The following is a 26952-nucleotide window of genomic DNA, read 5'->3' as shown; positions in this document are numbered from 1 at the left end:
CTAATCAGCCAAAAATGGTCATATCTGATCAATTAAGCCACTTATTTGTTCAGATATGACCATTTTTCCATATAGAAATATTGACGATCTTAGGATTTTGTCTATACTGACCAATTAAGTGGGTTTATATGTCAGATACGACAAAATGAAGCGCAACAACAAGGATTTTTCTTCGCCAGAACTTGGGCTTCAGGCCACGGGACTTGGACGCGCGGTCGCCGCCGCCCGGATCGCACGCAACATGACCCGGAAGGATTTTTCCGAACGAGCCAACATCAGCCCGAGTACCCTGATACGCATAGAAAATGGCGATGTTTCGGTCAGTTTCTCGTCGTGGCTGCACGCGTTCGAACGTGCCGGCCTCCTCGGATTGCTCCAGCCGCTCGCGAATCCGCAAAACGACGTGGTCGGCGAAGCGCGGCGCAAGACGGAATCTCGCGTGCGTCCACGCAAGACCGCTTCCAAGACAGGCGAGTATGATTTTTAATACAACAACCTGGAGCAAATACGTCTTCATCGCCCTCGAAGGAGCGGCCGAGGCGGTCCCTGCCGGTAAGCTCGAACTACTCGAAGAAGGTATCAAGCCCGTCGGGTCGACCTTCGTCTACGGCAACAAGTACTTACAGCGTGCGAACGCCGCTGCCGTGGACCCGGTCAGCATGCCTCTGAGCGAGGCGAAGAAGTCCAAGGAAACGGTATTTCAGCCCCCCGCAGGACTGGCGCTGTTTGGCGCAATCCGTGACGCGGCTCCGGATTCCTGGGGACGGCGCGTGATTGAGAATATGTTGAGGGCGGCGCCCGACGGTTTGCCCGAGACTGAATATCTGGCTCATGCCGGCCCCCACCGGACTGGCGCGCTGGATTTCAGGGACTCCCCCACCGCACCTGCAGAACCCGGCAAGTTGCCGGATGCAAAAGAGCTTTCTTATCTGCTCGACGCTGCAGCCATGATCCAGGACGGCAAGCCGGTTCCGAAAAAGCTGCAGTTACTCTTTAGCGTTGGCGCAACTTTCGGCGGCGCGCGGCCCAAAGCCGTGCTGCTGGACGATGGCCGGCAATGGGTCGCCAAATTTCCTGTCGCCCGGGACGGTTTCAACGTTCCCGTCGTGGAGCGTGCAACGCTTGAACTCGCCCGCGAGTGCGGTATGCGCGTTCCCGCAACCAGGCCCATTCACTTGGCCGACGGGCGCGATGTCATGCTGATCGAACGATTTGACCGCGTGCCGTTGCCCGGCGGTACGTTCGGCAAACGCCACGTCGTGAGCGCGCTGACCATGCTCAAGATGCATGAAAGCGATACCGCATCGGCTAATTACACGGACCTGGCGGACCTGCTCGGTGAACGCGGCGCCACGGGCTTTGTCGCGGCCGACAAGATCGAGTTGTTCAAGCGAATGGTGTTCAACATTCTCGTGACGAATGACGATGACCATCTTCGCAATCATGCGTTCGTGTGGGACGGAGCAAACAAGGGCTGGCGCCTGAGCGACCTTTACGACGTCGTGCCGAAGCCGCAGGTCGGCTCCGAGCGTTTCCTCGTACTGGGCGTAGGTCCGGCAATGGGCCGGCTGGCGACGCTCGACAATGCCCTCTCCGCGGCGGGCCGATTCGGTCTGCTCAAACACGCAGCCGTTGAAATCATCCAGCGTTTGTCGGCTGTTGTGAGAGAGTGGCGGACTTATTTCGAGGAGTTCGGTGTTCCCCGAACCGAGTGCAACAAAATCTCCTCTGCATTCCGCAAGCCGCAGGCCATTGGGCTGCGTGAAGTGGAGAAAGCGTAGTGCTTCAACGCTCGCGAAACGGGTCGTTGAAGCACGCAATTGCGCAGGCATCAGGAAACCGGCGCAGGTGAAAAAAGCCCCGTGGGTCAGTGACCCACGGGGCTTTTCAGACGACGAATCACAAGCGGTCTAAAGCTCGCCAGGGCAGCGCGGTTTCGCCGCGTCGCCTGCGGCCTCAATCAAGCAGCAGCCTGTTGTAATGCCGCTTCCACGCTTTGGACCGGTACTACCATAACCGACCGCTCCGCAAACGCCTCACCGATCATCAGCAAACTCGGCTGCGATGCATCGAGCCAATCCCGCGCGTCGCCAATCGCCATTTCGCCCAGCGTCAGCGTAAGCGAACGTTCACGCGGCGTACTGCAAGCCTCGACAATAGCAACCGGCGTCGACGCCGGCCGTCCTGCATCGATCAGTTGCTGCGCAATCTCCGGCGCGCTGTCGCGACCCATGTAGAACACAAGCGAATCCGCGCTTGCCTGCTCGCGAATTTCATCGCTGTCAGGGGCACGGCTGTACGTCGCCAGAGCAACGCTACGCGATACCCCGCGCAAGGTCAGCGAACGCTTCAACGTCGCGGCGCTCGCCAGCGCGGCCGTGATCCCCGGCACCACTTCGTACTCAATACCCGCGGCTTCGAGCGCGCGCATTTCTTCGTCGGCGCGGCCGAACAACATGGGGTCGCCACCCTTCAGGCGCACGACGATCTCGTGTTCGCGGGCGGCATCGACGATCTGCTTGTTGATGAAATGCTGCGCCGTCGAACGCTGTCCGCAACGTTTCCCGACCGCAATCTTGCGCGCGTCCGGCGCGTAGTCGAGCATGGCCGGCTCGATCAACGCGTCGTGCAGAACGACTTGCGCCTGGCTCAACAACCGGGCGCCCCGAACCGTAATCAGGTCCGCAGCACCCGGCCCCGCTCCGATCAAATACACCTTACCCATAGTCGATTCTCAGGCTGAATACGAGCGAATCATCCCGGCCGCAACCGTGTGATGCGTCGCTTCATCGATAAGAACAAACGCACCCGTGCCCTGATGCGTGTCGTAAGCATCGCAGACGATCGGCTTTTGAAGCGTCAGCGCCACGCGGCCGATGTCGTTCATCGTCAGGTTATGGCGGTCCACCGAATGCAGCAGCGTATGCACGTCGAGCACTTCCTTGATTGCACCAATCCGCGCGAACACCGTATTCGTGGTCTGCTTCAGCAAGTACTTGCGTTGCGGTGAAAGCGGCTCTTCGTCGAACCAGCAGAGGTCAGCGTCCAGCTTCTTCGCCGGCTCGATCTTGGCGCCGCTCGTGTTGCGCGGCACGAACGTATCGCCACGCGAGACGTCGACATCTTCCGCCAGGCGAATGGTCACCGTCTGGCCCGCGAACGCGCGATCCACTTGCGCCACGCCGCCCGGAACCGGCGCGATGATCTCGGCAACGGTTGCATCGCGATTGGCGGGCAACACGGTAATGGTGTCGCCCAGTTTCACTTCGCCCGATTCCACCCGGCCCATGTAACCGCGGAAATCGTCGGCCTGACTGCCGTCCTGCCGTGCGACCCATTGCACCGGGAAACGCAGCGCTTGATCCACAGGCTGCGTAACCGGCAGCGCTTCAAGCAGATCGAGCAGCGGTTCGCCCGCATACCACGGCATGCGCTCGCTCGCGGTCACGATGTTGTCACCCTTGAGAGCCGACACCGGCACGAAGCGCACATCGGCAATTCCAAGCCGGCGTGCGAGTTCAACGTACGCGTCGCGGATCTCGTTGAAACGCGTCTCACTGAACTCGACCAAATCCATCTTGTTGATCGCGACGATCACATGCTGCAGCCCAAGCAATTTGACGATCGCGCTATGGCGCACTGTCTGCGGCAGCAGTTGCGCTACGCCATCCTGCAATGTCACGCGCGTGGCATCCACCAGAATGATCGCGGCATGCGCGGTCGATGCGCCCGTCACCATGTTGCGCGTGTACTGCTCATGGCCGGGGGTATCGGCGATGATGAACTTGCGCTTCGCCGTCGCGAAATAACGATACGCGACGTCGATCGTAATGCCCTGCTCACGCTCGGCTTCAAGACCATCAGTCAGCAGCGACAGATCGATTTCGTCACCAACGGTGCGCTTGTTCTTCGCCCGCGACAACGCCGACAACTGATCCGACAACACCGCTTTGCTGTCGAACAGCAGGCGGCCGATCAGCGTGCTCTTGCCGTCGTCTACGCTGCCTGCCGTGATGAAACGCAACACGCCGAGGTCTTCGGGTTGATGAATACTCATGATGTTTCCCTGTTCCTTGTTTGCGGCGTGATGCTTAGAAATAACCTTGTTTCTTGCGGGTTTCCATCGCGGCTTCGGACGCTTGATCGTCCATGCGCGTGGCGCCGCGTTCCGTGATTTCCGTCACGGCCGTTTCCGCGATGATCTTCTCGACGTCGTCGGCATCGCTGGCAACGGGGCACGTGCAACTGATGTCACCAACGGTACGGAAACGCACTTGCGCGACTTCGGACACTTCGCCTTCCAGCAGCGGCGTGATCGGCGTCAGCGGCACGAGCAAGCCATTGCGGCGAATAATTTCGCGATCGTGCGCGTAGTAGATGGACGGCAATTCAAGCTTCTCGCGCCCGATGTATTGCCAGATATCCAGTTCGGTCCAGTTCGAAATGGGGAACACGCGCAAGTGCTCGCCGTTATGCAAACGCGCGTTGTAGATGCTCCACAATTCCGGGCGTTGCGCTTTCGGGTCCCACTGGCCGAATTCATCGCGGAAAGAGAAGATGCGCTCTTTCGCGCGGGCCTTTTCTTCATCGCGACGCGCGCCACCGATCAACGCCGTATAACCGTATTCCTCGATGGTTTCGAGCAACGTCACCGCTTGCGCAGCGTTACGCGAATCCGTTTCGCGACGCAGACGCACGGTACCTTTCTTGATTGAATCTTCGACATGACCGACCACGAGTTCCGCACCAATTTCAGCGGCGCGACGATCGCGGAAGTCGATGACTTCGCTAAAGTTATGACCGGTATCGATATGAACCAGCGGGAACGGCAGCACGGTCTTGCGACCCGAGCCCAGGCCAAATGCCTTCAACGCAAGATGCAGCACGACGACCGAATCCTTGCCGCCGGAGAACAGCAACGCGGGCTTGCTGCACTCGGCCACGAGTTCGCGCAGGATGTGAATGGACTCGGCTTCGAGCCAGTCGAGGTGATCCATCCGGGTCCCGCTATTCGCGATGGGAGCGTTGACTGTTGAATCGAGCGTGCTGCTCATATGCGTCGTTCCTTGGTTGCTTTGCATGACACCAAACTTGTGGCGTCGTGCGTCAATATCAATGCGTTCAGAGCGCCGAGGTTGGCGCTGCGCTGCGGTCTTCCACGATCCTTATATTCGTCACGTGCAAGCCGCATTCCTTCGTGTCCCGCGATTCCCACCACCAGCGTCCTGCCCGGCTATCTTCGCCCGGACGGATAGCGCGCGTGCATGGCTCACAGCCAATGCTCGGATAACCGCGCGCATGCAGCGGGTTGACGGGGACATCGAAGGCTTTCAAATAGGCCCAGACATCGGCTTCGGTCCAGTCCGCGAGCGGATTGAACTTCGCGATACCACGCGGCGCGTCGTGCTCTTCTTCATGCAACTCTACGCGTGTTACCGATTGCTCGCGCCGCTGTCCCGTGACCCACGCGCTCACGTCCTTCAGCGCGCGATTCAACGGCTCGACCTTACGAATGCCGCAACAGCTTTTACGCAAATCGACGCTCTCGTAGAAGGCGTTCAAACCGTGGTCACGCACATACGCTTCAACCGCTTCCGGCAGCGGATAAAACTGTTCAATGTCGTATCCATACCGCTCTTTCACGCGATCAATCATGCCCAGCGTTTCAGCATGCAGACGACCGGTGTTCAGCGAGAAAATGCCGATCTTTACGCCGCGCGAAAGAATGGCGTGCGTGAGCAACATGTCTTCGGCGGCGAGACTGCTGGCTAGCTTGACGTTCGCATGACGTTGCGCGATGGAATCGAGCAGCGCATCAAGACGACCGACTTTGGCTTGCAGTTCGGCATTCATGCAGACGCTCCGGCGGCAGCTTTGCCACGACGACGGAACAGCGGTTCCGGATTGTCCACAGCGCTCTGGTACGGGATGCTCAATTCACCGAACGCGTTCAATGCGTCGTGAATGTCTTTATCGGCGCGAACGGCGAAGGCGTCGAAACCGCAACGTGCGTGGAAGCGCAACTGATCCCGCAACACGTCGCCGATAGCCCGCAACTCGCCGGTCCAGTGATAACGCTCGCGCAGCAAGCGGCCGATGCTGAAACCACGACCATCGCTGAACTTGGGGAAATCGATGGCGATCAGCGCGATCTTGTCGAAGTCTTCGACCAGTTCCGCGGGTTCATCGTCGGGGGCGAGCCACACGCCGATCGGTTCTTTCTTGTGCGCCGCGGTCAACGCGTTCTTGTGCTCTTTCCACCACGTGAACGGCACAATTACCTTACCCAGCAACAATGCATCGACTGCGGGCAACGTGCCATCTTCAGCCGCACGCACCACGTTCCAGTCGTCTTCAACCACTTCGCGGTTCTTGATTATCAAAGCCATGTGCTTATTCCTTAGCGTTTCAAGCATGCGCCGGCTGGCGCGACGCGTACACGCGTTCCTTGAACGGCGCGATGCCGATACGGCCATACGTCTCGATGAAACGCTCGCCTTCAATGCGATTCTCAACGAACGTATCGATCACTTGCGACACGACCTCGGGCATCTCTTCCGCCGAAAACGACGGGCCGATCACGCGGCCAAGATGCGCGCCCGTTGCGCCCGAGCTTTGCTCGCCGCCGAGCGTGACCTGATACCACTCCGAGCCGTCTTTATCGACACCGAGCACACCGATGTTGCCAATGTGATGATGACCGCACGCGTTGATACAACCCGAGATGTTGAGCGTCAGGTCACCGAGGTCGTACACGTAGTCGAGATCGCTGAAACGTTCTTGAATCGCTTGCGCGATCGGGATCGACTTGGCGTTCGCGAGCGAGCAGAAATCGCCGCCCGGGCACGCAATGATGTCGGTCAGCAAACCAATATTCGATGTCGCGAAACCCAGCGCTTTCGCGCGTTCCCACACCGCGTACAGGTCCCGCTTCTTCACGTTTGCCAAGATCAGATTCTGCTCATGCGAGACGCGGATTTCGCCGAACGAGAATTCATCGGCGAGATCGGCGACGGCTTCCATCTGCTTGTCCGTTGCATCGCCCGGCGCAATGCCGGTCGGCTTCAGCGACAACGTCACCGACGCATAACCCGCCACCTTGTGCGGCCGCACGTTGCGCTCGATCCAGCGCGCGAACGGCTTGCTGTCGATGAGATGCTTTTCATACGACACATCCGTATCCGGCAGCTTTTCATACGCGGGCGGTGCGAAGAACTGCGACACGCGCGTGAGTTCTTCTTGCGTGAGCGTGGAAGGACCGTCCTTCAAATGCGCCCACTCTTCCTCCACTTGCTGCGCGAATTTCGCGGGGCTCAGCGCCTTCACGAGAATCTTGATCCGCGCCTTATATATATTGTCGCGACGGCCGTAGCGGTTATACACACGCAACACGGCTTCGCAATACGTCAGCAGATGCTGCCAGGGCAGGTCTTCCTTGATGATCGCGCCGACGATAGGCGTACGACCCAAGCCGCCGCCCGCGAGGATGCTCGCCACCACTTCGCCCGCAGCGTTCTTCTTCAAGTAGACGCCCAGATCATGCACTTGCACGGCTGCGCGATCTTCCACCGAGCCATTGACCGCGATCTTGAACTTGCGCGGCAGCCACGCGAACTCAGGGTGGAAAGTCGACCATTGGCGCAGGATTTCGGCCCACGGACGCGGATCGACGATTTCATCGGGCGCGACGCCTGCGAATTGATCGGCGGTGATATTGCGGATGCAATTGCCTGACGTTTGAATGCCGTGCATTTGCACCGACGCCAGTTTGCGCAAGATTTCCGGCGTTTCTTCGAGCTGGATCCAGTTGAACTGGATGTTGGTCCGCGTCGAAAAGTGGCCATAGCCGCGGTCGTGTTCACGCGCGATCGTGCCGAGCATGCGCATCTGGTCGCTGCGCAAGTTGCCGTACGGAATCGCGATACGGTGCATGTACGCGTGCCGCTGCATGTACAGGCCGTTCTGCAGACGCAGCGGCCGGAATTCTTCTTCGCTCAACTCGCCGGACAAACGGCGGCGCACTTGGTCGCTGTATTGAGCGACGCGTTCGTCGACGATTTTCTGGTCGATCTGATCGTATTGATACATTCGGGGGCCCCAGTTTTCAGTAGTTCCGTCAGTACGGCGTCCTAGCCACGCCGCACGTCTCTATAAGTAGAGTCATTGCCTGGAACGCCGTTCGGACGATGCGTTCATTTGCTTATGACAAATACAGATATCGATATTGGAAAAATTGGCTCGATGGTAATAAACTTCCTATATATTGCAAACGACTGATAAATTACTTTGATATGCGGATGGGTTATATATGAATCTGCACCAGTTCCGCTTCGTGCGCGAAGCCGTCCGGCAGAACTACAACCTCACCGAAGCCGCTAAAGCGCTGTTCACGTCGCAGCCGGGGGTATCGAAAGCGATCATCGAGCTGGAGGATGAACTCGGGGTCGAGATCTTCACGCGTCACGGCAAACGGGTTCGTTCGCTGACGGAGCCAGGGCGAATTATCCTGGCATCGGTGGAAAAAATCTTGCAGGAAGTGGAAAGCCTGAAGCGCGTCGGTAAAGATTACGCGGCACAGGATCAAGGCAATCTGGTGATCGCGGCCACGCATACGCAGGCGCGGTATTCGCTGCCGAACGCCATCGCGGAGTTCAAGAAGCGCTTTCCGAAGGTGCATCTTTCGATTCTGCAAGGCAACCCGACGCAGGTCGCCGAAATGGTCATACATGATCAGGCGGATATCGCCATCGCCACGGAAGCGCTCGCCAACTATAAGGAACTGGTGTCGCTGCCGTGTTTTCAGTGGCACCACGTGGCCGTGATGATGCCGGACCATCCGCTGCTCGAACGCAAGCTGCTGACACTCGACGACCTCGCGCAATACCCGATCATTACCTACGACAACGCGTTCGCCGGCCGCTCGAAGATCAACCAGGCGTTCGCATTGCGCAATCTGTCGCCCGATATCGTGCTGGAAGCCATTGATTCCGATGTGATCAAGACCTACGTCGAACTGGGCTTGGGCGTGGGCATTCTCGCGGATATCGCGTTTAACCCCGAACGCGACAAACACCTTCGCGCAATGCCCGTCGGCCATCTGTTCGGCACGAATGTCACGCGGCTCGCTTTGAAACAAGGCGCGTATTTACGCAGCTATGTGTACACGCTGGTCGAACTGCTCTCGCCTTCGATGAACCGCAAGCTGATCGAGCAGGCGCTGTCCGGCGAGCACGAAACCTACGAGCTTTGATTGACCGGGGTTCGAGCACGACCTAAGACACGGGCAACGCTCGCGTCAAAACCCGCGCCGTGCGATTTTTGTCATCCCACACTTCAGCATTTTTAAACCACACCTCTTCGCGGAGACCTTCCAATGAAGTTGTCGAAGTTCATGCGCCCGGCGCTGATGGTCAGCGCGCTCGCGTTTTTCAGTGCAGCGGCTAACGCGCAACTGAAAGTTGGTATCGATTTGTCGAGCACCGGTCCGGCGGCCGCCATCGGCATCACGAGCAAGAACGCCATGCTGATGTGGCCGAAGACTATTGCGGGTCAACAGGCGGAATACATCATTCTCGACGACGGCTCCGACCCGGGCGCGGCCGTGCGCAATATCCGCAAGCTGATTACCGAAGACAAGGTCGATGTGATCGTCGGACCGAATATCACGCCGGCAGCGCTCGCGGCGCTCGATCCGGTGGCCGAATACCAGACGCCGATGATCACGCTGATCGGCTCGGCATCGGTTGTCGAACCGCAGGAAGGCAAGAAGGTATGGGCGTTCAAGATGGCCCAGACCGACCGCGCAATGGCCGATGTGATGACCCGCACGATGGTCAACCGGAACGTGAAGACGGTCGGTTTCATCGGTTTCGCCGATAGTTACGGCGATAGCTGGTTCAACGAATTCTCGAAGTTCGCCGAGTTGCGGCATATCAAGGTGGTCGCGAGCGAGCGTTTTAATCGCACCGACACGAGTGTGACCGGGCAGATTCTCAAGCTGATGGCCGAGAAACCCGATGCGGTGCTGATCGCGGGCGCGGGTACGCCGACGGTGTTGCCGGAACGCACGCTGATCGAGCGCGGTTATAAAGGCGCGATTTACCAGACGCACGGCATTGCGACGCCGGAGTTCATCAAGCTCGGCGGCAAGGACGTGGAAGGCACGCTGTTCCCGACGCAGCCGGTGGTGGTCGCGCGGACTTTGCCCTCTGATCATCCATCGAAGAAAGCGGCGCTGGCTTTTGTCGATGCCTACGAGGCGAAGTACGGCAAGGGGTCGGTCACGCAGTTTGCCGGCGATGCGGCCGGGGTCTATCCGCGGCTGCAGGATGCGGTCGGGCGTGCGTTGAAAGCCGGGCAACCGGGGACGGTGGCGTTCCGGGTGGCATTGCGCTCGGAGCTGGAACACGCGCATGAACTGGTCGTGCCTAACGGCGTGGTCAACACGAGCGCGACCGATCACGTCGGGTTGGATCAACGGGCGAGCGTGATGGGCATCATCAAGAACGGCCAGTTCACGTATTTGAGCCAGTGAGTTCGCCGGTGAACGCGGTAGCCTGCTGCGTGGATCCAGGGGCTTGCCCGCGGAAACGATTTTCGGCATAATCGCTGACTTGCCGGTTGGCGTCGGAATTTTTCCGCCCCCCAGTCGGCTGGTTCAAATGCTGTTTGCCCGGGTGGTGAAATTGGTAGACGCAGGGGACTCAAAATCCCCCGCCGCAAGGCGTGCCGGTTCGATTCCGGCCCCGGGCACCATTTCCGAAAAGCCGTTTCTGCGTATGCAGAGACGGCTTTTTCGCATTGGGCCCGCGCCGGATCAACGCACGCAAGAAGCGGCAGGCAGTCCGGGGAATCCACCGATCAGATCAACGACAGTCCCTAGCCACGCGCGACCCAAGCGGCTCCCGACAGCCGCGATCCCGCTGCGGCGCTCGGAAAGATTGGGGATGGTGCTGCTTTGACAGGTCCGCTACGAACTCGCTCAGGCCATTCTGAAGATCGTCCTGGCGGAATTCGAACGCCGCCGATTCCCCGGCGAGCGGCATGGCCGGGCATCACCATCGCCCCGATAAGAACACCTTCGTTCCTCGATCTGTTCGTAACGCGGCTCGCAACCGAAAGGCCCTGACTGGCCCCTCCCCCGTCACGATTGTTTCCTTCCTCTCAAACCCCGGCGCACAAACAGATATCATGTGCGCTCGTTAATACTGCCGTGCTTACCCGGCATTCCTTGCTGGAGTTTCTATGGCCTCATCCCCTGATAGCGTCAGCATGGCGTTGTTTTGCGACTTCGAAAACGTCGCCCTCGGCGTGCGCGACGCAAAGTACGACAAGTTCGACATCATGCCGGTGCTCGAACGGCTGCTGCTCAAAGGCAGCATCGTAGTGAAAAAGGCTTATTGCGACTGGGATCGCTACAAAGGTTTTAAAGCCGCCATGCATGAGGCGAGTTTCGAGTTGATCGAAATTCCGCACGTGCGTCAGTCGGGCAAGAATTCAGCGGATATCCGGCTCGTCGTCGATGCGCTCGATCTCTGCTACACGAAATCGCACGTGGATACGTTTGTCATCATCAGCGGTGACTCGGACTTCTCGCCGCTGGTGTCGAAGCTGCGCGAGAACGCGAAAAAGGTGATCGGCGTCGGTGTGAAGAACTCCACGTCCGACCTGCTCGTCGCGAACTGCGATGAATTCATTTTCTACGATGACCTCGTCCGCGAGCAGCAACGCAGCATTGCGAAACGCGAAGCGCGCGAGGCCCGTGAAGCACGCGACGCCCGGGAGGCGAACGCAACGGCATCGTCGGCGAAGCGCTCACCCGACGACGACCGCCAGCCCAAGCAGGAACTCGAAGCACGCAAGGCCAAGGCCATCGCGATTGCGGTGGAAACATTCGATGACCTCGCTTCCGAGCGCGGCGAGAGCGGAAAGATCTGGGCCTCGGTGCTCAAGAGCGCAATCAAACGGCGCAAACCTGATTTCAACGAGTCGTACTACGGCTTTCGCGCGTTCGGCAATCTGCTGGAGGAAGCGCAGGTACGTGGTCTGCTCGAAGTGGGACGGGACGAAAAGTCGGGTTCATTCGTGTTTCGCGCACAATCGGTGGCCGCGACGGAACCCGTGAGGGACATCGAGGCGCCCGTCGTGCCGAAGGAAAACCGCCAGACGGGGAATACGGGTAGCTCGGGCAACGACCGGAATCGGCGGAAAGGCCGCAACCCGCGTCAGCAAGTTTCCGAACCACTCTTCGATGAACCGCGCGAGGCCCAATCCGGAACGTATATAGAACCGCGCTCCAAATCGGGTGGCGAGCACGACCGCAGAGACGGACCGAACCCGCAATCGCAGGTCGTGGAACCGCTCCTCAACGAACTGCAAGATGCGCAGCAACCTGAGGCGCAGGTGGACACGCGACCCAGGCAGGGCCGCGAACGCAATCGCAGAAACAACCGGAACGCAAGGCCGCAGGTCCACGAACCGCTGTTCGATGTAGCACATGAAGCGCCACCCGAAGCTCATGTGGAAGCCGCTGACGAGCAGCCGTTCTTCACGCTACCGCCGAAGGCCAAGGAAGAATTCGTGTTCGTGGAACGCACGGAAGAAGCACTTGCGCCACCCAGCGAAGTAAGCGAAACGCCGTCACCCAAACGCGGCGTGGCGCGGCGTGGACGTCAGGCGGCAGCGAAGAAAGTCGTGGCAAAGACGCAGCCGGAAGCGCCGGTTGAGGTTGCCGCTGCGGGTGAAACTGCTGACAGAACGGACGCGTCTCCCGCAAAGAAAACGGCTGCGAAAAAGACGCCACGTAAAACGGCTCCCGCTAGCCGGCGTCCGCGAAAGACAGCGGCCGCAACGAACGAAGAGTGAACGGTTGAAGACGGGGAATCGCCATGACGTGGTTGTCATGGCGATGCTGGTTTGTTGAAAAATTGCTTGCGGTTAAATGACTGGAACGCCTTGGTGACAGCTAGGGCATTGAGAGCTTGGCTCGCCGCGGCCGGACTTATCCGACTCCGCATTTAACGTAACAACTCGACGCCTTGGGGCTCTGGAATCTCCAGATCCATCAACGCTGAACTCAGCGATTTCCCATGCGCATCGAGCGCGAGTGAGCGTGTCACGCCGCCACCCAGCGCGCGCCCGAGTACGAAATTAACCGCCGCTATTCCCGGCAATTCAAAGCGCATCACGTCGCCCTTTACCACGTCGCTCAGATGCGCTTTCACACGCTCCGGCGTGACATGCGCGAGCAGATGATCGTAATGCCGTGCGTCGTAACAGATCACCGATACATTCAGCGTATTGCCCTTATCGCCGGTTCGGGAATGAGCAAGTTGGCGTAGTTTCATCTCAGGCCTCCACCATTTCAAACGATGGCCGCACGAGTTCTCGTGGCAACAAAACCGACTGCACCGCAATCACTTCCCGAGCGGTCTTTGTCACCCCGCCGCCGCCTGCAGGACCATTTGTATAAAGCGTCTCTACTTCATTGCCGATACGAACCGCCTGCCCCATCGAATCCGTGCGACCGGCTACACGCACCCGAACTTCATACGGCTCCGCGTTACGTTCACCCAGCGTCGCGCCGTGCAACGAGTCGATACCGACCAAATCGAAGCGCAGTTCGCTGGTCAAAACGCCAATTATCTCCAACCGCTCCCGCACAATCTCAAGCGCCAGTTTCGCACGCGCGACAGCACCCGGACCGCCATATGAAATCTGCCCTTCGCCGATAAAACCATCCACGTAAGCCACGGTCACCTTCAACGTCCCGGTCCGCGATGTCCCACGTCCACCGCTCACGCGCACACGATCCTGCCCTTCTTCCACCACGCGAACCTGCGTGAAGTCGGCGACGACATCGGGCTGCAGATATCGGCGGGGATCGTGGATTTCATACAGCAATTGTTCCTTGCACGTAGCCTCCGTCACACGGCCGCCGGCGTGCGCGACCTTGGTGATCGTGACGCAGCCATCAGCGTCGACCTCGCCTATCGGGAAGCCGAGGCGCGCGAGCATGGGTACGTCCTTAAACCCAGGATCGGCGAAATAACCGCCGGTGATCTGTCCCGCGCATTCGAGCAGATGCCCCACCACCGTCGCCTGTCCGAGCGTGGTCCAATCGTCCATCGCCCAGCCGAATGCGTGGATCAGCGGCGCCGTGAACAACGACGGATCGGCGGCGCGACCGGTGAGCACGATATCGGCACCGGCCTGTAATGCTTCGACAATCGGCTCTGCGCCCAGATACGCATTCGCCGAAACGAGCCTGCTGTCGTAGTCCGCAACGCTATCGCCCGATTCCTCGAATCGATACGCTCCTTGCCTCACGACATCGAGTACGTCGTCGCCGCTCACTGCCGCGATTTTCAGACCGCTCAAACCCAGCTCGCGCGCAATCGATGCCGTCTTGCGCGCCGCCGCCAGCGGATTCGCCGCGCCCATGTTCGAGATAATCCGCACGCCGTTGCGCGTAGCCGCCGGCAACACTGCGCGCATCCGGGCCTCGAGCAACGGGTCGTAACCCAGCTCCGGATTCGCTCGCCGCGCCTGTTGCGCAAGTGCGATGGTTCGCTCTGCCAAGCATTCGAACACGAGATAATCGAGCGCTCCGTGTTCGGCCAGTTCGACCGCAGGCTCGATACGGTCGCCCGAGTAACCCGCGCCCGCGCCGATCCGCACGCGGACGGCTTGGGTCACAGCGTTGAGTGCAGCAGTCATACCCATTCCTTGCGTGAAGAGAACGCGCTCAAAGAGGAAAGATGCCCAGTACGACGCACGCGATCGTCATCACGATCGATGCGCCGAACAACAGCGGAAACGTGAATTTCTGATGATCGGCGAGATCGATGCCGGTCAGCCCGACGACCAGGAACGTCGCGGGCGTGAGCGGGCTGACCGGGAACCCTGTTGTCATCTGCCCCAGTAATGCTGCCTGGCCAACGTGCACGGCGGGCACGCCAAGTTGTCCCGCCACCTCCGCGATCACAGGCAACACGCCGAAGTAAAACGAGTCGGGATCGAAGAGCATGCTGAGCGGCATCGATAAGAAACCGAGTGCGACCGGGATGTGCGTTGCCATCGACGGCGGCACGAACCCAACGGCGGCTTGCGCCATCGCCTTGAGCATGCCGCTGCCTTGCATCACGCCCGTGAACACGCCGGCCGCGAGCAGGATGCCGGCCATCATTAGCGCGGCGCGCGCGTGAGCATCAATGCGCTGACGCTGCATATCCACGTTCGGATAGTTGACGAGCAACGCGACGCACAACCCGACCATGAACATGATCGCCGGCGGAATCTTCTCGCCCATTACCACCATCGTGCCGAGCACTATCAGCGTCAGCACGATGTTGAACCAGAAATTCTTTGGTCGACGCAGCGCTTTCTGTTCGTCGGTGAGTTCGCGCGCCGGCACGTGCCCCGGCATCGGGATTGCGCCGTCGGCACCCGTGTATCCCAAGCGTTTTTCTTCGCGCCGGCCAAGCCACCACGCCACGCTGAACACAAATATAAGGCCCACGATCTGCACCGGAATCAACGGATTGAATAACGCCGATATAGGCAGATGCAGCGACGCCGACGCGCGGATCATCGGCCCGGTCCACGGCAGGAAATTGATCCCCGCCGCCATCGATGCCGCCGCAGCCAGCACGCGCCGATCCATCTTGAGACGGTCGTAAAGCGGCAGCATGGCGGGGATGGTCACGAGAAAGCAAACTGCGCCCGAGCCGTCGAGGTGGATCAGCAGCGCGAGCAGCGTCGTACCCATCACAATGCGCGTCGGCCGCGTGCCGACCGTGCGCAAGATGCGGTCGATGATCGGATCAAGCGTGCCCGCGTCGGTAATCGTGCCGAAATACAGGATCGCAAACACGAACATGCCGACCACGGGCGCAAGGCTCTTCAGCCCGTCGATGACAAACTTGCTGGTCTGCAAGCCGAAGCCGCCGATCAGCGACGCCGCTATCGGCACGATGATCAGCGCCACCAGCGGCGACATCCGTTTTGAAAGAATCGCCGCGAGCAGGACGACGATAGTGGCCAGGCCAAGTAAGGGCAGCAAGGTTTGTCTCCGATCTTTTTTAATCGATTGTTTTATGAGTCAACCAAGCGTAATTTCTGGACGTCGATAAAACAATTGAAATGATTTGATGGCAGCAATCACGTTTCGTAATAGCTAACAATCATGGACCTGAATCTCCGCGACATACGCGCGTTCATCGCCGTCGCGCAGGCGGGCAATTTCACGCGCGCGGCGGTGCGGCTGCATCTGTCGCAGCCCGCGTTGACGGTGCAGATCCGGCGCCTCGAAGAAACGCTCGGCGCGCGGCTGTTCGACCGCAATAGCCGCAGCGTTGCGTTGACGCCGGTCGGCCGGGATTTGTTGCCCGTCCTGCAAAAATCGCTCGGCGACATGGAGCAGGTTCTCCACGACGCCCGCGCGCTCAGCGACGGTTCCACCGGCACGGTGCGGCTCGCGTGCCTGCCGTCGTTCGCCGCAAGTTTGCTGCCCGATCTGATCCAGGATTTCAGACGCGAGTTGCCGCACGTGTCGTTTCAGATCCGCGATGTGGTGGCGAGCGTCGTCAACGCGCTGGTGCGTAACGAGGATGTAGACGTGGGCCTGACCGGCGGCGACGTCACCGATGCCTCGCTGGAAGTGCTGCACGCCGGTGAGGACCGGCTGTGCGTGGTGTGCCCGGACGGGCATCCGTTGACGGCTGGGAAGCGGATCGGCCTGGAGGAGATCGTCCGCTATCCGCTGGTGTTGACGGCGGCGGGAACGAGCGTGCGGGCAGTGGTGGATGCCGCGTTCGAGCATGCCGGCTGCGCCCCCGTGCCCACCTGCGAGCCGACCTACATGATGACGGCGGTTGCAATGGTCCGGGCAGGGCTAGGCGTGACCATCCTGCCCCGCTCGGCGCGCGAAGTGCGCGCGGAACCGGCACTGGTGACGCGGGTTATCGATGAACCGGGTTTCGTGCGGCCGATTGCGCTCGTGAAGAAGCGCGGACGCACGCTGCCGCCCGTGACGGAGGCGTTTGTCGGCGTGATCGTCAAGGGGCTTGGGCAGCGCGGAGAGTGAAAGCGCGGTGATCGATTCAACGCATGTAGGCGAACACGGTCAGTCTCCCCATACCGTGGCGCTTGAGGGCGCAGCAGCATGGGTCCTGCGTGTTTCAGACTCCTCCATTCAAGTCTCCATGACTTCGTTTTGCCGTCACGCGGACGCTTAGATCAGCAACAGCAAGGCCGCGCCATACACCACGGCGCCGAGCAGGAAGGTCATGACGGTGAAGCCAAGCACGCGCTGCACCCCGACACCCGCCATGGCGACAACCGGCGCGGCCCAGAACGGCTGCAGCATGTTGGACACCTGTTCGCCCATGGCGACTGCCATCGTTGCGCCGGGTACCGATGCATGGAGCGCCACCGCCGCCGGCACCACGAACGGGCCCTGCACCGCCCAGTGGCCGCCGCCCGACGGCACGAGGAAGGTCACGATCAGCGAACACACATAACTCCAAAAAGGCAGCGTATGCGCGTTCGAAATGGCGATGAAAAAGTGCGACAGCACGTCGGGCAAACCGGTCGCCTCCATGATCCCCATGATGCCGCCGTAGAGCGGGTATTGCAGCATCATCGACCCGGTCTGGCGCGCGGCGTTCTTGATGGCATCGGCGTATGCGAGGGGGTAGCCGTGCAGCACCACGCCCGCGAAGAACATCACGAAGATCACTGCGTTCACGCCGCTGAAGCTGGTCTTGTGCGTCCACGCAATCGCCAGGAACGACACCCCCGCCGCACCGATAAACGCGCTGCCCACCCACGAATATTCGAGCCACTTCGCCGGTGTTAGCTTGCCCGACGGACGCGTCTTGGCTGGCGGATCGGGATTCTTGTCGAGATCGAGTACGACGATGTCTTCATCGGCGGGCTTGAGGAAAGCAAGCACGATCGGCGTGGCGATCAGCATCACGATGGTCGGCACCAGGTTGAACGCGGTGAAAACCGTGCTGCTGAACGGCAGCACCTGCCCCGTCAGTTTTTCGACGACGTTCATCGCGCTGCCGTGCGTCGCCTGGGCAAGTGCGATTGAACTTGAGATGCCGCTCGCCCATACGACCCAGCCGGAGAAACCCGCCGCGACGATCCACGCAAAGTCCACGCGCATGCGCTTGGCGACTTCACGCGCGAGCAGCGCTGCGACCACGAGCCCGAAACCCCAATTGAGAAACGACGCCACGGCTACCGACACAAAGGTAAGCGTGGCAGCCTGGACCGGCGTGCGCGCGAGAGAAACGACCGCACGAAAAAGCCGCTGCACAGGGGGCGCGTGTGCGAACGCGTGGCCCGTGACGAGGATCAGCGTGATCTGGAACGCAAACGTCAGGATATCGAAGAAACCCTTGTACCAGCCGCCAACAATTCCAATGAACGAAGGATGAGGCGCGAACAACGCTGAAACGACTGCGACGAACGCGGTGATCAGGATGGCGAGAACAAACGGGTCGGGGATTACTCGCTCGAAAAGCTCAATGGTCGCGTTGGTGAAGCGCGTTTTACCGCTGCCGCCCGAAGGTGAGGCGCTCGCCGGTTTCATGTCAGTCTCCTTGTCATTGTTGTTGGATGTTTCAGCGTCGAGCGGTGTTAGAAGTCGTATAGGGCGGCGGGGTTGTCGACCAGAATCGCGCGGCGTTGCACGGGGTTTTCCACCCAGTGCGCAAGCAGGTCGAACAGCGCGGTATCGTCGGGCTTGGTAGCCTCGGTTGGGTGCGGCCAATCGCTGCCCCACACCAGCCGCTCGGGCGCGGCGCCGACCCACGCATGCGCCGCGCGGTCCATATCGCTGTAGCGTTGCGCTTCGCCCACGCGCGAATCAAGGTACGGACCGGATAACTTCAGCCACGCACGACCGCCATCCAGCAGCGAGCGCACGATGCCAAACGCTGGATGATCAATGCCCTCGGGTAACGACAAACGCGCGAGGTGATCGAAGACGATCTTCGACGGCAGGCGTCTCAGCAAAGCCTCATGTTCCACGATCTGCGCCGCCGTCCAATGCAACTGGACATGCCAGCCAAGTTCATGCACTCGCCGCGACAGCGACTCAACCATCTCGAAGCCGACCACCGCCTGCACCGGCGTGTACAACGTGAAGCGAATCCCGCGGATACCGCCGGCATGCAGCGTGACCAGTTCGGCATCGGTCACGTCGGTGCGCAGCACAGCCACGCCGCGCGTACGGTCGGCGCCGAGTTGCTGGATGGCATCGAGTGTTACGCGGTTGTCGACGCCATAGATGCGCGGCGTCACGACCACCGTACGCGTCGTGTCAATGCGCGCCTGCAACTCACGGCGGTAGTCATCGGCAGTTGCATTGTTCACCATCGTGCCGGTGTGCGGAAAGCGGGCATCGTAGACATGCATGTGCGCATCGCAGGCAAACGGTGGCGCTGGAGTGATTTCGGGCATGACGTGTCTCCGTTCCTTTTATTGGCTTTTATTCAATCACGCGCTTCGCCCGCAGCACTTCGATGTCGTCGCTCGACATGCCTTGCTCGCTCAGCACTTGCTCTGAATCCTGTCCGAACGTGGGGGCGGCAAACGGTTCGGGACCTGGCGTCCGGCCGAACCGGATCGAGCGCTTGAGCCCACGATATCGCCCCACCACCGGATGTTCATACGTCGCGATCATGTCTTCGGCCAGCACTTGCGGGTCGTCGAACATATCTTCCACCGTGCGCGCCGCCGCGCACGGCACGTCTTCGCCGAACAGCGCTTCCCATTCCAGCGCGCTCTTCGCGGCCAACGCGGCGTGAAGTTGCGGCACGATTTCGTTCACGTGCAGTGCACGCTTCCTGACGGTATCGAAACGCGGATCGGCGGCGAGTGCATCAAGGCCCGTCTTGCGGCAGAGCGCCTGCCAGAAATGCGGCGTGTTGGCGGAGATGTAGAGGTACCCTTCGCGCGTCGGATGAATGCCGGTGATGCCGCCCGAACGCATGTCCCGGCCGACTTCGCGGGGCTCGCTGTCGGCCCAGACGAGACGCGCCGACTGCATGGCAAGCGCGCTGCGCAACAGCGACACGCCTACGTATTGCCCCTCCCCGCTGCGCTCACGCTCGAACAGCGCCGACGCCACGCCACCGGCCACCAGCGCCGCCGCGTAGTAATCCACCACCGATCCGTACAGCACCTCGGGCGGGCCGCCGCTCTTGCCTTGCATCGAGCACATGCCGGTCATGGTCTGCAGCACCTGGTCGTAACCGGCCTTGTCCTTGAGCGGCCCGGTTTCGCCATAGCCGGTCACGGCGCAGTAAATAAGCCGCGGATTGAGCGCTTTCAACTGCTCGTAATCGATACCCAGCCGCGCCGGCACGCTCGGCCGGAAGTTGTGCACGAGGACGTCGGCGCTGGCCACCAGCGCCTTCAGCGCGGCCAACCCTTCAGGTTGTTTGAGGTCGAGCGCGAGGCCGAGCTTGCTGCGGTTCACGCCGAGAAAAGCCCGGCTTTCGCTCTCAAGGGTCGAGGGATATTTGCGCAGGTTGTCGCCTGCGGGCGGCTCGATCTTGATGACTTCGGCGCCCTGGTCGGCGAGCAGGCTGCAACCATACGGCCCGGCGATATACGCGCTCAAGTCGAGCACACGAATGCCGCTCAGCGGCCCGCGTGCGCCATCGGGTCTGCGGGATGACACGCTCATGCCTGCGGCTCCCGGTCTTGCGTTGACGCAACCGTCGAAGCCGCAATAGAAGCCGCATTAGAAGCTGCCTGAGCCACGATCGCCCGAGCCCGCGCGAGGAATGGGCCGTCGATCATCTTGCCGTCGACCACATACGCGCCCCGGCCTGCCGCATCGGCTTCTGCCGCCGCTTCGACCACACGTTGCGCGTGGGCGATCTCATCGGGCGTCGGCTGGAACACTTCATTGGCGAGCGCAACCTGGCTCGGATGAATGCAGCTCTTGCCGATAAAGCCAAGACTGCGCGCAAGCCGCGCTTCGGCCCGGAAACCGGCCTGATCGCGGATATCGGCGAACGCAGAGTCGTAGGCGAACACGCCCGCCTCGCCCGCCGCCATGCTCAGGGCAAACATGGCCTGCTGGATCGCAGCGGTCTCCCGCCGCGCGATGCCCAGCGGCTCGAACAAGTCACCCAGCCCAAGCTGCAAGCCTTTCACGCGAGGATGTGCGCTGGCCAGTTCAAACGCACGCCGCAATGCGCCCGGCGATTCGATATTCAGCAGCAAGCCAATCGGCTCGGTCACGCCGTTAGCGCGTTCGGCGGCATTGAGCGCGTTCGCGGCTGCCCGGACGTCGTCAGCGTTGCGCGGTTTCGGCAAGTTGATCAGATCGACGCCCGCCTGCACGACGGCGGCGAGATCGGCTTCGAAATGAGGTGAATCGATGGCGTTCACGCGCACGATCAGCGTCTTGCCGCCGAACCGGTCCGCAGGAGAAGAGGAAGCGTTCGAACCCGGCGGAGAACCCAGGAGAAAATCGCGCAAATGTGCCCGGGCTTCGGGCTTGCGCGCTTCGGATACGGCGTCTTCGAGATCGAAAGAAAGGGCGTCTGCCTGGCTCGCCAGCGCTTTGGCGAACAGTTCGGGCCGCGAACCCGGAACAAATAATTTGCTTTTCATGCCGCCAGTCTAGTCATCGGCACAATGAAGATAAAGCGATAGAATGTCCCTTCAAAATGAACTAAAAGTATCTTTTATGGAAACCTCGTTCCTGACCAGTTTCCTGCTGGTCGTCGATACCGGTTCCATGGCCGAAGCCGCTCGCCGCCTCGACCTGACGCCTGCCGCGGTCGCGCAGCAGATCCGCACGCTCGAACGCGAATTCGGCGCCCCGCTTCTCGCGCGTGCCGGCCGGACGGTATCGGTCACGCCGGCAGGCAGCCGGATAGTCGCGCAGTCGCGGGGTTTGCTGCGTGAACTCGCCGACCTGAAGATCCTCGCCAACGACGAATACGCAACCGGCGAGCTCAAGCTCGGCACGATCAATACGGCGCTACATAGCCTGCTGCCCGATATCCTCGCGCGTTTTGTCAGCGCTCATCCGCATGTGAAGGTGTTCATCCAGTCGGGGACCTCGAACGAATTGTATGAAGCATTGCGGCAAGGTGACGTCGATGCAGCCGTCTGCACGCATCCCGCCTTCGCGATGCCGAAAACCTTCGTGTGGGAACTGCTTCGAGAGGAACCGCTGGTGGTAATCGCGCCGCAGAGCCTGGCGAAACGCGAAGCACATGACCTGCTCGCGCACGAGCCGCTGATCCGCTACGACCGCTCGCTCGCGGGCGGTAAAGAAGCGGAGTGTTATCTGAGGCGAGTCGGCATTGTGCCCAACGAGCGCTTCGAACTAAGCTCGCTCGCGGCCATCGCGATGATGGTGGACCGTGGACTCGGGGTATCGCTCGCACCCGATGTCGCCTCCCCGATGACCAGCGCGCTGCGCATCGCGCGGATCAGCTTGCCGATGGAGTCCGAGCCGCGCCGCTTCGGCGTGCTCTGGAAACGGGCGTCGGTACGTGACCGGCTGATTCGCGGCCTGGTGGACTGCGCGCTGCAATGCGTGCGCGGATCGATCGTATGAAATTACCGGGTTGTTCGCAGCGCCTCAAAAATAATACGGCGGCACGCTCGCGCGTGCCGCCGTATGTGGCGCTTGAAACATGCTGTCCCGGGCGCCTTACTCCAGGCCTTGCCGCTTACTGCGGTTGACCCTTGTCGTTGATACCCATGGCTGAAGCAGATGAGATGCGGCAGCCGATGCGCCCTTCAGGTGCGATGCCTTGTCTTACTTGGCCGCCGTACCGCTTGCGCCAGATGCTGCCTTCTTCTTATGCTTGAAGTGCGGCAGATGCGGCTTGGGTTCTTTCGGGCTGACAGCAGGCTTGCTTTCGTCAGTCTTCGAACCACCACCCGCACCTTGTGCCATTGCCGTGCCTGCGAACGCGAATGCGAGCGCACCAACCATTGCAATTTGCGAGAACTTCTTCATTTGCCAATCTCCCTGGAGTGTTGAATCGATTGCAGCATCGCATTGTTGTTCGAAATGTAAAGAAATTCAACGAATTCAGAATATTCCTATCGGAAATTGGTCTTGGCTAGTTCCACGATTTCGTCGCCGCGACCATTCAGGATCGCGCGCAACATGTAAAGGCTGAAGCCTTTGGCCTGCGCCAATTCCACTTTGGGCGGCATCGCCAGCTCATGCTTTGATGTCACCACATCCACGAGCGCCGGCCCGGGATAAGCGAAAGCCTTTTGCAGAGCCTCTGCGATGTCCTCGGACTCCTCTACCCGGATGCTGAAAATGCCCGCACCCTGAGCGATGGCGGCGAAGTCCGTTTTGGCCAGATCGACGTTGGTATCGAGGTAACCAGCGGCCTTGAGCTCCATGGAAACGAAGCCGAGCAGACTGTTGTTATAAACCACCACTTTGATCGGCAGGTCGAGTTGTCGGGCGCTGAGCAAGTCGCCGAGCAGCATCGATAAACCGCCATCGCCCGAAAGCGAGATCACTTGGCGCCCCGGATTCGCGCCTTGGGCGCCGAGCGCCTGCGGCATCGCGTTTGCCATGGAGCCGTGGTTGAACGAACCGTGAAGCTGGCGTTTGCCGTTCATCGTGAGGTAACGCGCGGCCCAGACGGTCGGCGTGCCGACATCGACGGTAAAAATGGCGTCTTCCGAGGCGGCTTCGTTAATCAGCTTCGTCAGGTATTGCGGATGAATCGCGTTACCCGGGCCTGACGGCGTGGCGAGTTCATCGAGTCCCTTTCGCGCCGTTGCATAGTGCTTGCGGGCGGTATCGATGAACTTGCGGTCAGACTTGCGCGTGAGCTTCGGCAGGACCGCCGCGATGGTCTCCTTGACCGTGCCGACCAGCCCAAGCGCGAGCGGCGCGCGCGAGCCGAGCTTCGAGCCGCGCCAGTCGATCTGGATGATCTTGGCGTCGGCGGGATAGAACGGCCGGTAGGGGAAATCGCAGCCGAGCAGCAGCAGCGTGTCGCACGACATCATCGCGTGATAGCCGGAGCTGAAACCGATCAGCCCCGTCATGCCGACGTCGTACGGGTTATCCCATTCAATGAACTGCTTGCCGCGCATCGCGTGGACGACCGGTGCGCCCAGCGCGTCCGCGAGCGCGACCACTTCGTCGTGCGCGCCCACGGTGCCGCTGCCGCACATCAGCGTCACCGCTTCCGAGTCGTTCAGCATGGCCGCGAGCCGGTCGATATCGATGTCCGACGGCAGGATGGTCGACGGTCCCGTGGCGGACCAGCCGGGCTTTTCCGCGGGCGCGTCGCTCAACGCGACATCGCCGGGTAACACGATCACCGCGACGCCGCGCTCTTCGATCGCCGTGCGCATCGCGCGTGCGAGCACGCGGGGAAACTGCGCGGCGCTCGACACGAGTTCCACGTAATGGCTGCATTCCTTGAACAATGCGGTCGGATGCGTCTCCTGGAAATAGCCCAGTCCAATTTCCGTCGACGGAATATGCGCGGCAATCGCCAGCACCGGCTGCTGGTTACGGTGACAGTCATACAAGCCATTGATCAGGTGCAGGTTGCCCGGGCCACAACTTCCCGCGCATACGGCAAGCTTGCCAGTGGATGCGGCGTCGGCACCTGCCGCAAACGCGGCCACTTCTTCGTGGCGGGTGTGCATCCATCGAATGGAGCCAAGCTGCTCGAGGCTGTAGGCGAGCCCGTTCAGGCTGTCGCCGGTAACGCCCCAGATACGTTCGACGCCTGCTGCCGCCAGCGTCCTGGCCAAAAATTCCGCAACCGTGTTTCTTGCCATGTCCTGCTCCTTGGGTGAAAAGAGGGATCGGAGTGCTCGATCGGGTGCCGGATTGTCAGCATCCTTTCGTCATACGCGTGGAACGGGTCAAAACGGCTCAAAGCGAAAAGCATAAACGTCATGCAGGGGATCAACTATGAAAAGACCTTAATCGGCCTGCTTTACGAATGACCGACGACAGAGGCTGAGGGTCGATACGCCGGTATGCAATGCATTCAACAGGGCCCTCGTTCATGATGTGCTCACCTAAATCCCGGTGTTGCTCGGCGGCCGCCGCAAGGGATCGAAGCACGCGGGTTGCTAGAATGTCCGTCCCTTCTTTCTGCCTGAGCCAAGAACCACCCTGATGGATCTCGAACGCATTCTTTTCACGCAGGGTTTCGGCTCGCGCCGCCAATGCCGCGCGCTGATAGCCGATGGCCGCGTGTCCATCGCGGGCTCGTCCTGTAGCAATGCCGCCAATGCCACGATCGACATTGCGTCCGACACGCTCGCGTCATTCGAGTTTCAAGTCGATGGCGCGACGTGGCGGTATCGGGAGAAAGCGTATCTGGTGCTGAACAAACCGCCGGGCTACGAGTGCTCGCGTGATCCGCAACACCACCTGAGCGTCTTTCACCTATTGCCGCCACAGTTGACCGAGCGCGGCGTGCAATGCGTGGGACGTCTGGATCAGGACACGACCGGCCTTCTGCTCCTCTCCGATGACGGCGCGTTCGTGCATGCGTTCACATCGCCGAAACGCAAGGTACCGAAGGTGTATCTGGCGACCACGCGCCATCCACTGGACGATGCTCAACTCTTGGCGTTGCGCAATGGCGTCTTGCTGCATGGCGAATCGCAACCCGTTGCAGCAGTCAGCGCCGAACAGCGCGACGAGCGACAGCTCGAGCTTTCGGTGCTCGAAGGCAAGTATCACCAGGTGAAGCGGATGGTTGCGGCGGCGGGGAACCGCGTGGAGAAATTGCATCGGGAGCGTATTGGCGGGTTTGCTCTGCCCGATGAACTGGCCGAAGGCCAATGGCGCTGGCTGGACGATGCAGACCTCGCCATGCTCAGGCATTGCTGACGCGCTTCGTGTGTCATATTCGTGCGACAGCGCGCCAAGTCACGATCACGGCGGGTTTAACGTCTCCATCAGACCAGCCCCGCACGCTGCATCCATCCCGGCGCTTCGAGCGTAGAAGGTGGCACCCCCCTGCTTTTCGACATTTATGCCCACACAACAAAAACGCCGCATCGTGACATTGGGTCTTGCGAGTCTTGGCGCTGCAGCGCTCGCCGCCTGTAGTCCCGTCAAATTTTTGAACGCCACTATCCCGTCGAGTGGTTACAGGAAAACGCCAGATATCGCGTACGGAAACGATCCGCGCCAGGTACTCGATGTATACGTACCCGCCGCCGCGCCGGCTACCGGGCCGCGTCCGGTTGTCGTCTTTTTCTACGGCGGAAGCTGGCAGACCGGCAATCGCGGCAATTATCTGTTTGTCGCGCAGGCGTTGACCTCGCGCGGCTACGTGGCCGTGCTGCCTGACTACCGTACGTATCCGGAAACGGCGTTTCCTGGTTTTGTCGATGATGCGGCGGCGGCCGCGCGCTGGACCCGCGACCACGCGCATGAATTCGGCGGCGATCCGTCGCGGCTGTTCGTCATGGGCCACTCAGCAGGCGCTCATCTGGCTGCGCTGATCGCGACCGATCCGCGTTATCTCGCTTCGCAATCGATGTCGAAAGCCGACTTGCGCGGGGTGATCGGCCTGGCTGGACCTTACGATTTCCTGCCGCTCACGGATCCCACGCTATTCGACGTATTTCCAGAAGGCACGCGCGCCGAGAGCCAGCCGATCAATTTCGTCACCGGCCACGAGCCGCCGATGTTCCTTGCAGCCGGCACGGACGACACCGTCGTCGATCCCGGCAACACCGACCGTCTGGCGGCCATGCTGCGCAAACATGGCGACTCGGTGGAGGTCAAACATTACGACGGCTTCGGTCATATCCGGATTGTTTCGGCGCTGGCGTTGCCGTTGCGTGGACGCTCCACAGTGCTCGCGGATATATCGGCGTTCATCGATTCGCAATAACCGCAACATTACGCTCGCCGTGGCAATTCCATAGGTGTTAACACAACAC

Annotated in this window: 24 protein-coding genes and 1 tRNA gene; 10 read left to right on the top strand and 15 right to left on the bottom strand. The window is 60.6% G+C overall.

The window, feature by feature from the left end; translation table 11 throughout:
* The first annotated feature begins 145 nt into the window (after positions 1 to 145).
* Together ACSQ8V_RS03850 and ACSQ8V_RS03845 are read left to right on the top strand one after the other, a co-directional pair.
* Positions 146 to 487, top strand: a complete 342-nt coding sequence (locus tag ACSQ8V_RS03850) for a helix-turn-helix domain-containing protein (protein ID WP_213762458.1) — start codon at positions 146 to 148, stop codon at positions 485 to 487.
* On the top strand, positions 477 to 1781 hold the full coding sequence (locus tag ACSQ8V_RS03845; protein ID WP_213762457.1) for a type II toxin-antitoxin system HipA family toxin: 1305 nt from the start codon (positions 477 to 479) through the stop codon (positions 1779 to 1781). Before ACSQ8V_RS03850 ends, ACSQ8V_RS03845 begins: the two co-directional genes overlap by 11 nt.
* 179 nt (positions 1782 to 1960) lie before the next feature.
* Here the strand turns inward: ACSQ8V_RS03845 and cobA are convergent, their stop codons facing one another.
* From cobA to ACSQ8V_RS03815, 6 genes are all read right to left on the bottom strand, one after another.
* Positions 1961 to 2725, bottom strand: a complete 765-nt coding sequence (cobA, locus tag ACSQ8V_RS03840; RefSeq protein ID WP_436204943.1) for a uroporphyrinogen-III C-methyltransferase — start codon at positions 2723 to 2725, stop codon at positions 1961 to 1963.
* A 9-nt stretch (positions 2726 to 2734) separates the two neighbouring features.
* Positions 2735 to 4060 (bottom strand): sulfate adenylyltransferase subunit 1, encoded by a 1326-nt coding sequence (locus ACSQ8V_RS03835; RefSeq protein WP_436206584.1) that lies wholly within the window; start codon positions 4058 to 4060, stop codon positions 2735 to 2737.
* Positions 4061 to 4091: 31 nt separating this feature from the next.
* Entirely contained in the window at positions 4092 to 5054 is a 963-nt protein-coding gene (gene cysD, locus ACSQ8V_RS03830; RefSeq protein ID WP_436204942.1) for a sulfate adenylyltransferase subunit CysD, read from the bottom strand.
* Between the two features lie 67 nt (positions 5055 to 5121).
* Complete coding sequence (locus tag ACSQ8V_RS03825; protein ID WP_436204941.1) at positions 5122 to 5853, bottom strand: phosphoadenylyl-sulfate reductase; 732 nt, start codon at positions 5851 to 5853, stop codon at positions 5122 to 5124.
* Positions 5850 to 6389 (bottom strand): DUF934 domain-containing protein, encoded by a 540-nt coding sequence (locus tag ACSQ8V_RS03820; RefSeq protein ID WP_436204940.1) that lies wholly within the window; start codon positions 6387 to 6389, stop codon positions 5850 to 5852. Before ACSQ8V_RS03820 ends, ACSQ8V_RS03825 begins: the two co-directional genes overlap by 4 nt.
* A 19-nt stretch (positions 6390 to 6408) precedes the next feature.
* Positions 6409 to 8088 (bottom strand): nitrite/sulfite reductase, encoded by a 1680-nt coding sequence (locus tag ACSQ8V_RS03815; protein WP_436204939.1) that lies wholly within the window; start codon positions 8086 to 8088, stop codon positions 6409 to 6411.
* A gap of 220 nt (positions 8089 to 8308) precedes the next feature.
* Here ACSQ8V_RS03815 and ACSQ8V_RS03810 point away from each other — a divergent pair, with 220 nt between their 5' ends.
* The 4 genes from ACSQ8V_RS03810 (at position 8309) to ACSQ8V_RS03795 (ending at position 12864) form a co-directional block, all read left to right on the top strand.
* On the top strand, positions 8309 to 9250 hold the full coding sequence (locus tag ACSQ8V_RS03810; protein WP_213762452.1) for a CysB family HTH-type transcriptional regulator: 942 nt from the start codon (positions 8309 to 8311) through the stop codon (positions 9248 to 9250).
* Positions 9251 to 9373: 123 nt separating this feature from the next.
* Positions 9374 to 10534 carry an ABC transporter substrate-binding protein gene (locus tag ACSQ8V_RS03805; protein WP_436180941.1) on the top strand — a complete coding sequence of 387 codons (1161 nt, stop codon included), beginning with the start codon at positions 9374 to 9376 and terminating at the stop codon, positions 10532 to 10534.
* 136 nt (positions 10535 to 10670) lie between these two features.
* Positions 10671 to 10755, top strand: a tRNA-Leu gene (locus tag ACSQ8V_RS03800).
* Positions 10756 to 11244: 489 nt separating this feature from the next.
* Positions 11245 to 12864 carry an NYN domain-containing protein gene (locus ACSQ8V_RS03795; protein ID WP_436204938.1) on the top strand — a complete coding sequence of 540 codons (1620 nt, stop codon included), beginning with the start codon at positions 11245 to 11247 and terminating at the stop codon, positions 12862 to 12864.
* Positions 12865 to 13016: 152 nt separating this feature from the next.
* On the opposite strand, the gene ACSQ8V_RS03790 is transcribed toward ACSQ8V_RS03795, so the two are convergent.
* Genes ACSQ8V_RS03790 through ACSQ8V_RS03780 form a run of 3 tightly spaced genes read right to left on the bottom strand, consistent with a single transcriptional unit; the run spans position 13017 to position 16063 of the window.
* Positions 13017 to 13346, bottom strand: a complete 330-nt coding sequence (locus ACSQ8V_RS03790; RefSeq protein WP_436204937.1) for an AtuA-related protein — start codon at positions 13344 to 13346, stop codon at positions 13017 to 13019.
* Between the two features lies 1 nt (position 13347).
* Positions 13348 to 14718, bottom strand: coding sequence for an acyclic terpene utilization AtuA family protein (locus ACSQ8V_RS03785; RefSeq protein ID WP_436204936.1), 1371 nt, complete (start codon positions 14716 to 14718; stop codon positions 13348 to 13350).
* Between the two features lie 28 nt (positions 14719 to 14746).
* Positions 14747 to 16063 carry a CitMHS family transporter gene (locus tag ACSQ8V_RS03780; RefSeq protein ID WP_436180938.1) on the bottom strand — a complete coding sequence of 439 codons (1317 nt, stop codon included), beginning with the start codon at positions 16061 to 16063 and terminating at the stop codon, positions 14747 to 14749.
* A 123-nt stretch (positions 16064 to 16186) separates the two neighbouring features.
* Between ACSQ8V_RS03780 and ACSQ8V_RS03775 the strand changes: the two genes are divergently transcribed.
* Positions 16187 to 17086 carry a LysR family transcriptional regulator gene (locus tag ACSQ8V_RS03775; protein WP_213762382.1) on the top strand — a complete coding sequence of 300 codons (900 nt, stop codon included), beginning with the start codon at positions 16187 to 16189 and terminating at the stop codon, positions 17084 to 17086.
* A 147-nt stretch (positions 17087 to 17233) separates the two neighbouring features.
* Here ACSQ8V_RS03775 and ACSQ8V_RS03770 read toward each other — a convergent pair whose 3' ends face one another.
* The 4 genes from ACSQ8V_RS03770 to ACSQ8V_RS03755 are packed head-to-tail and all read right to left on the bottom strand — an operon-like array spanning position 17234 to position 21645.
* Positions 17234 to 18604 (bottom strand): short-chain fatty acid transporter, encoded by a 1371-nt coding sequence (locus ACSQ8V_RS03770; protein WP_436180936.1) that lies wholly within the window; start codon positions 18602 to 18604, stop codon positions 17234 to 17236.
* 47 nt (positions 18605 to 18651) lie between these two features.
* The gene (locus ACSQ8V_RS03765) at positions 18652 to 19476 is read right to left on the bottom strand and encodes an amidohydrolase family protein (RefSeq protein ID WP_436204935.1); all 825 of its coding nucleotides are present in this window, start codon (positions 19474 to 19476) and stop codon (positions 18652 to 18654) included.
* A 28-nt stretch (positions 19477 to 19504) separates the two neighbouring features.
* A complete protein-coding gene (locus ACSQ8V_RS03760; protein WP_436180934.1) occupies positions 19505 to 20707 on the bottom strand; it encodes a CaiB/BaiF CoA transferase family protein in 1203 nt (400 codons plus the stop codon).
* Positions 20704 to 21645, bottom strand: a complete 942-nt coding sequence (locus tag ACSQ8V_RS03755; protein ID WP_436204934.1) for an HpcH/HpaI aldolase/citrate lyase family protein — start codon at positions 21643 to 21645, stop codon at positions 20704 to 20706. Before ACSQ8V_RS03755 ends, ACSQ8V_RS03760 begins: the two co-directional genes overlap by 4 nt.
* Before the next feature lie 76 nt (positions 21646 to 21721).
* Here ACSQ8V_RS03755 and ACSQ8V_RS03750 point away from each other — a divergent pair, with 76 nt between their 5' ends.
* A complete protein-coding gene (locus ACSQ8V_RS03750) occupies positions 21722 to 22603 on the top strand; it encodes a LysR family transcriptional regulator (protein WP_436204933.1) in 882 nt (293 codons plus the stop codon).
* Between the two features lie 204 nt (positions 22604 to 22807).
* On the opposite strand, the gene ACSQ8V_RS03745 is transcribed toward ACSQ8V_RS03750, so the two are convergent.
* Positions 22808 to 23011 carry a hypothetical protein gene (locus ACSQ8V_RS03745; protein ID WP_213762376.1) on the bottom strand — a complete coding sequence of 68 codons (204 nt, stop codon included), beginning with the start codon at positions 23009 to 23011 and terminating at the stop codon, positions 22808 to 22810.
* Between the two features lie 86 nt (positions 23012 to 23097).
* Positions 23098 to 24819 (bottom strand): ubiquinone-dependent pyruvate dehydrogenase, encoded by a 1722-nt coding sequence (poxB, locus tag ACSQ8V_RS03740; protein WP_436204932.1) that lies wholly within the window; start codon positions 24817 to 24819, stop codon positions 23098 to 23100.
* A gap of 346 nt (positions 24820 to 25165) precedes the next feature.
* Here poxB and ACSQ8V_RS03735 point away from each other — a divergent pair, with 346 nt between their 5' ends.
* Positions 25166 to 25888 carry a pseudouridine synthase gene (locus tag ACSQ8V_RS03735; protein WP_436180932.1) on the top strand — a complete coding sequence of 241 codons (723 nt, stop codon included), beginning with the start codon at positions 25166 to 25168 and terminating at the stop codon, positions 25886 to 25888.
* A 145-nt stretch (positions 25889 to 26033) separates the two neighbouring features.
* The gene (locus ACSQ8V_RS03730; protein WP_436204931.1) at positions 26034 to 26903 is read left to right on the top strand and encodes an alpha/beta hydrolase; all 870 of its coding nucleotides are present in this window, start codon (positions 26034 to 26036) and stop codon (positions 26901 to 26903) included.
* Positions 26904 to 26952: the final 49 nt, after the last annotated feature.

The organism is Caballeronia sp. LjRoot31 (assembly GCF_964253885.1).
GTDB lineage: Bacteria > Pseudomonadota > Gammaproteobacteria > Burkholderiales > Burkholderiaceae > Caballeronia.
This window is presented reverse-complemented; position numbering and strand designations above follow the sequence as displayed.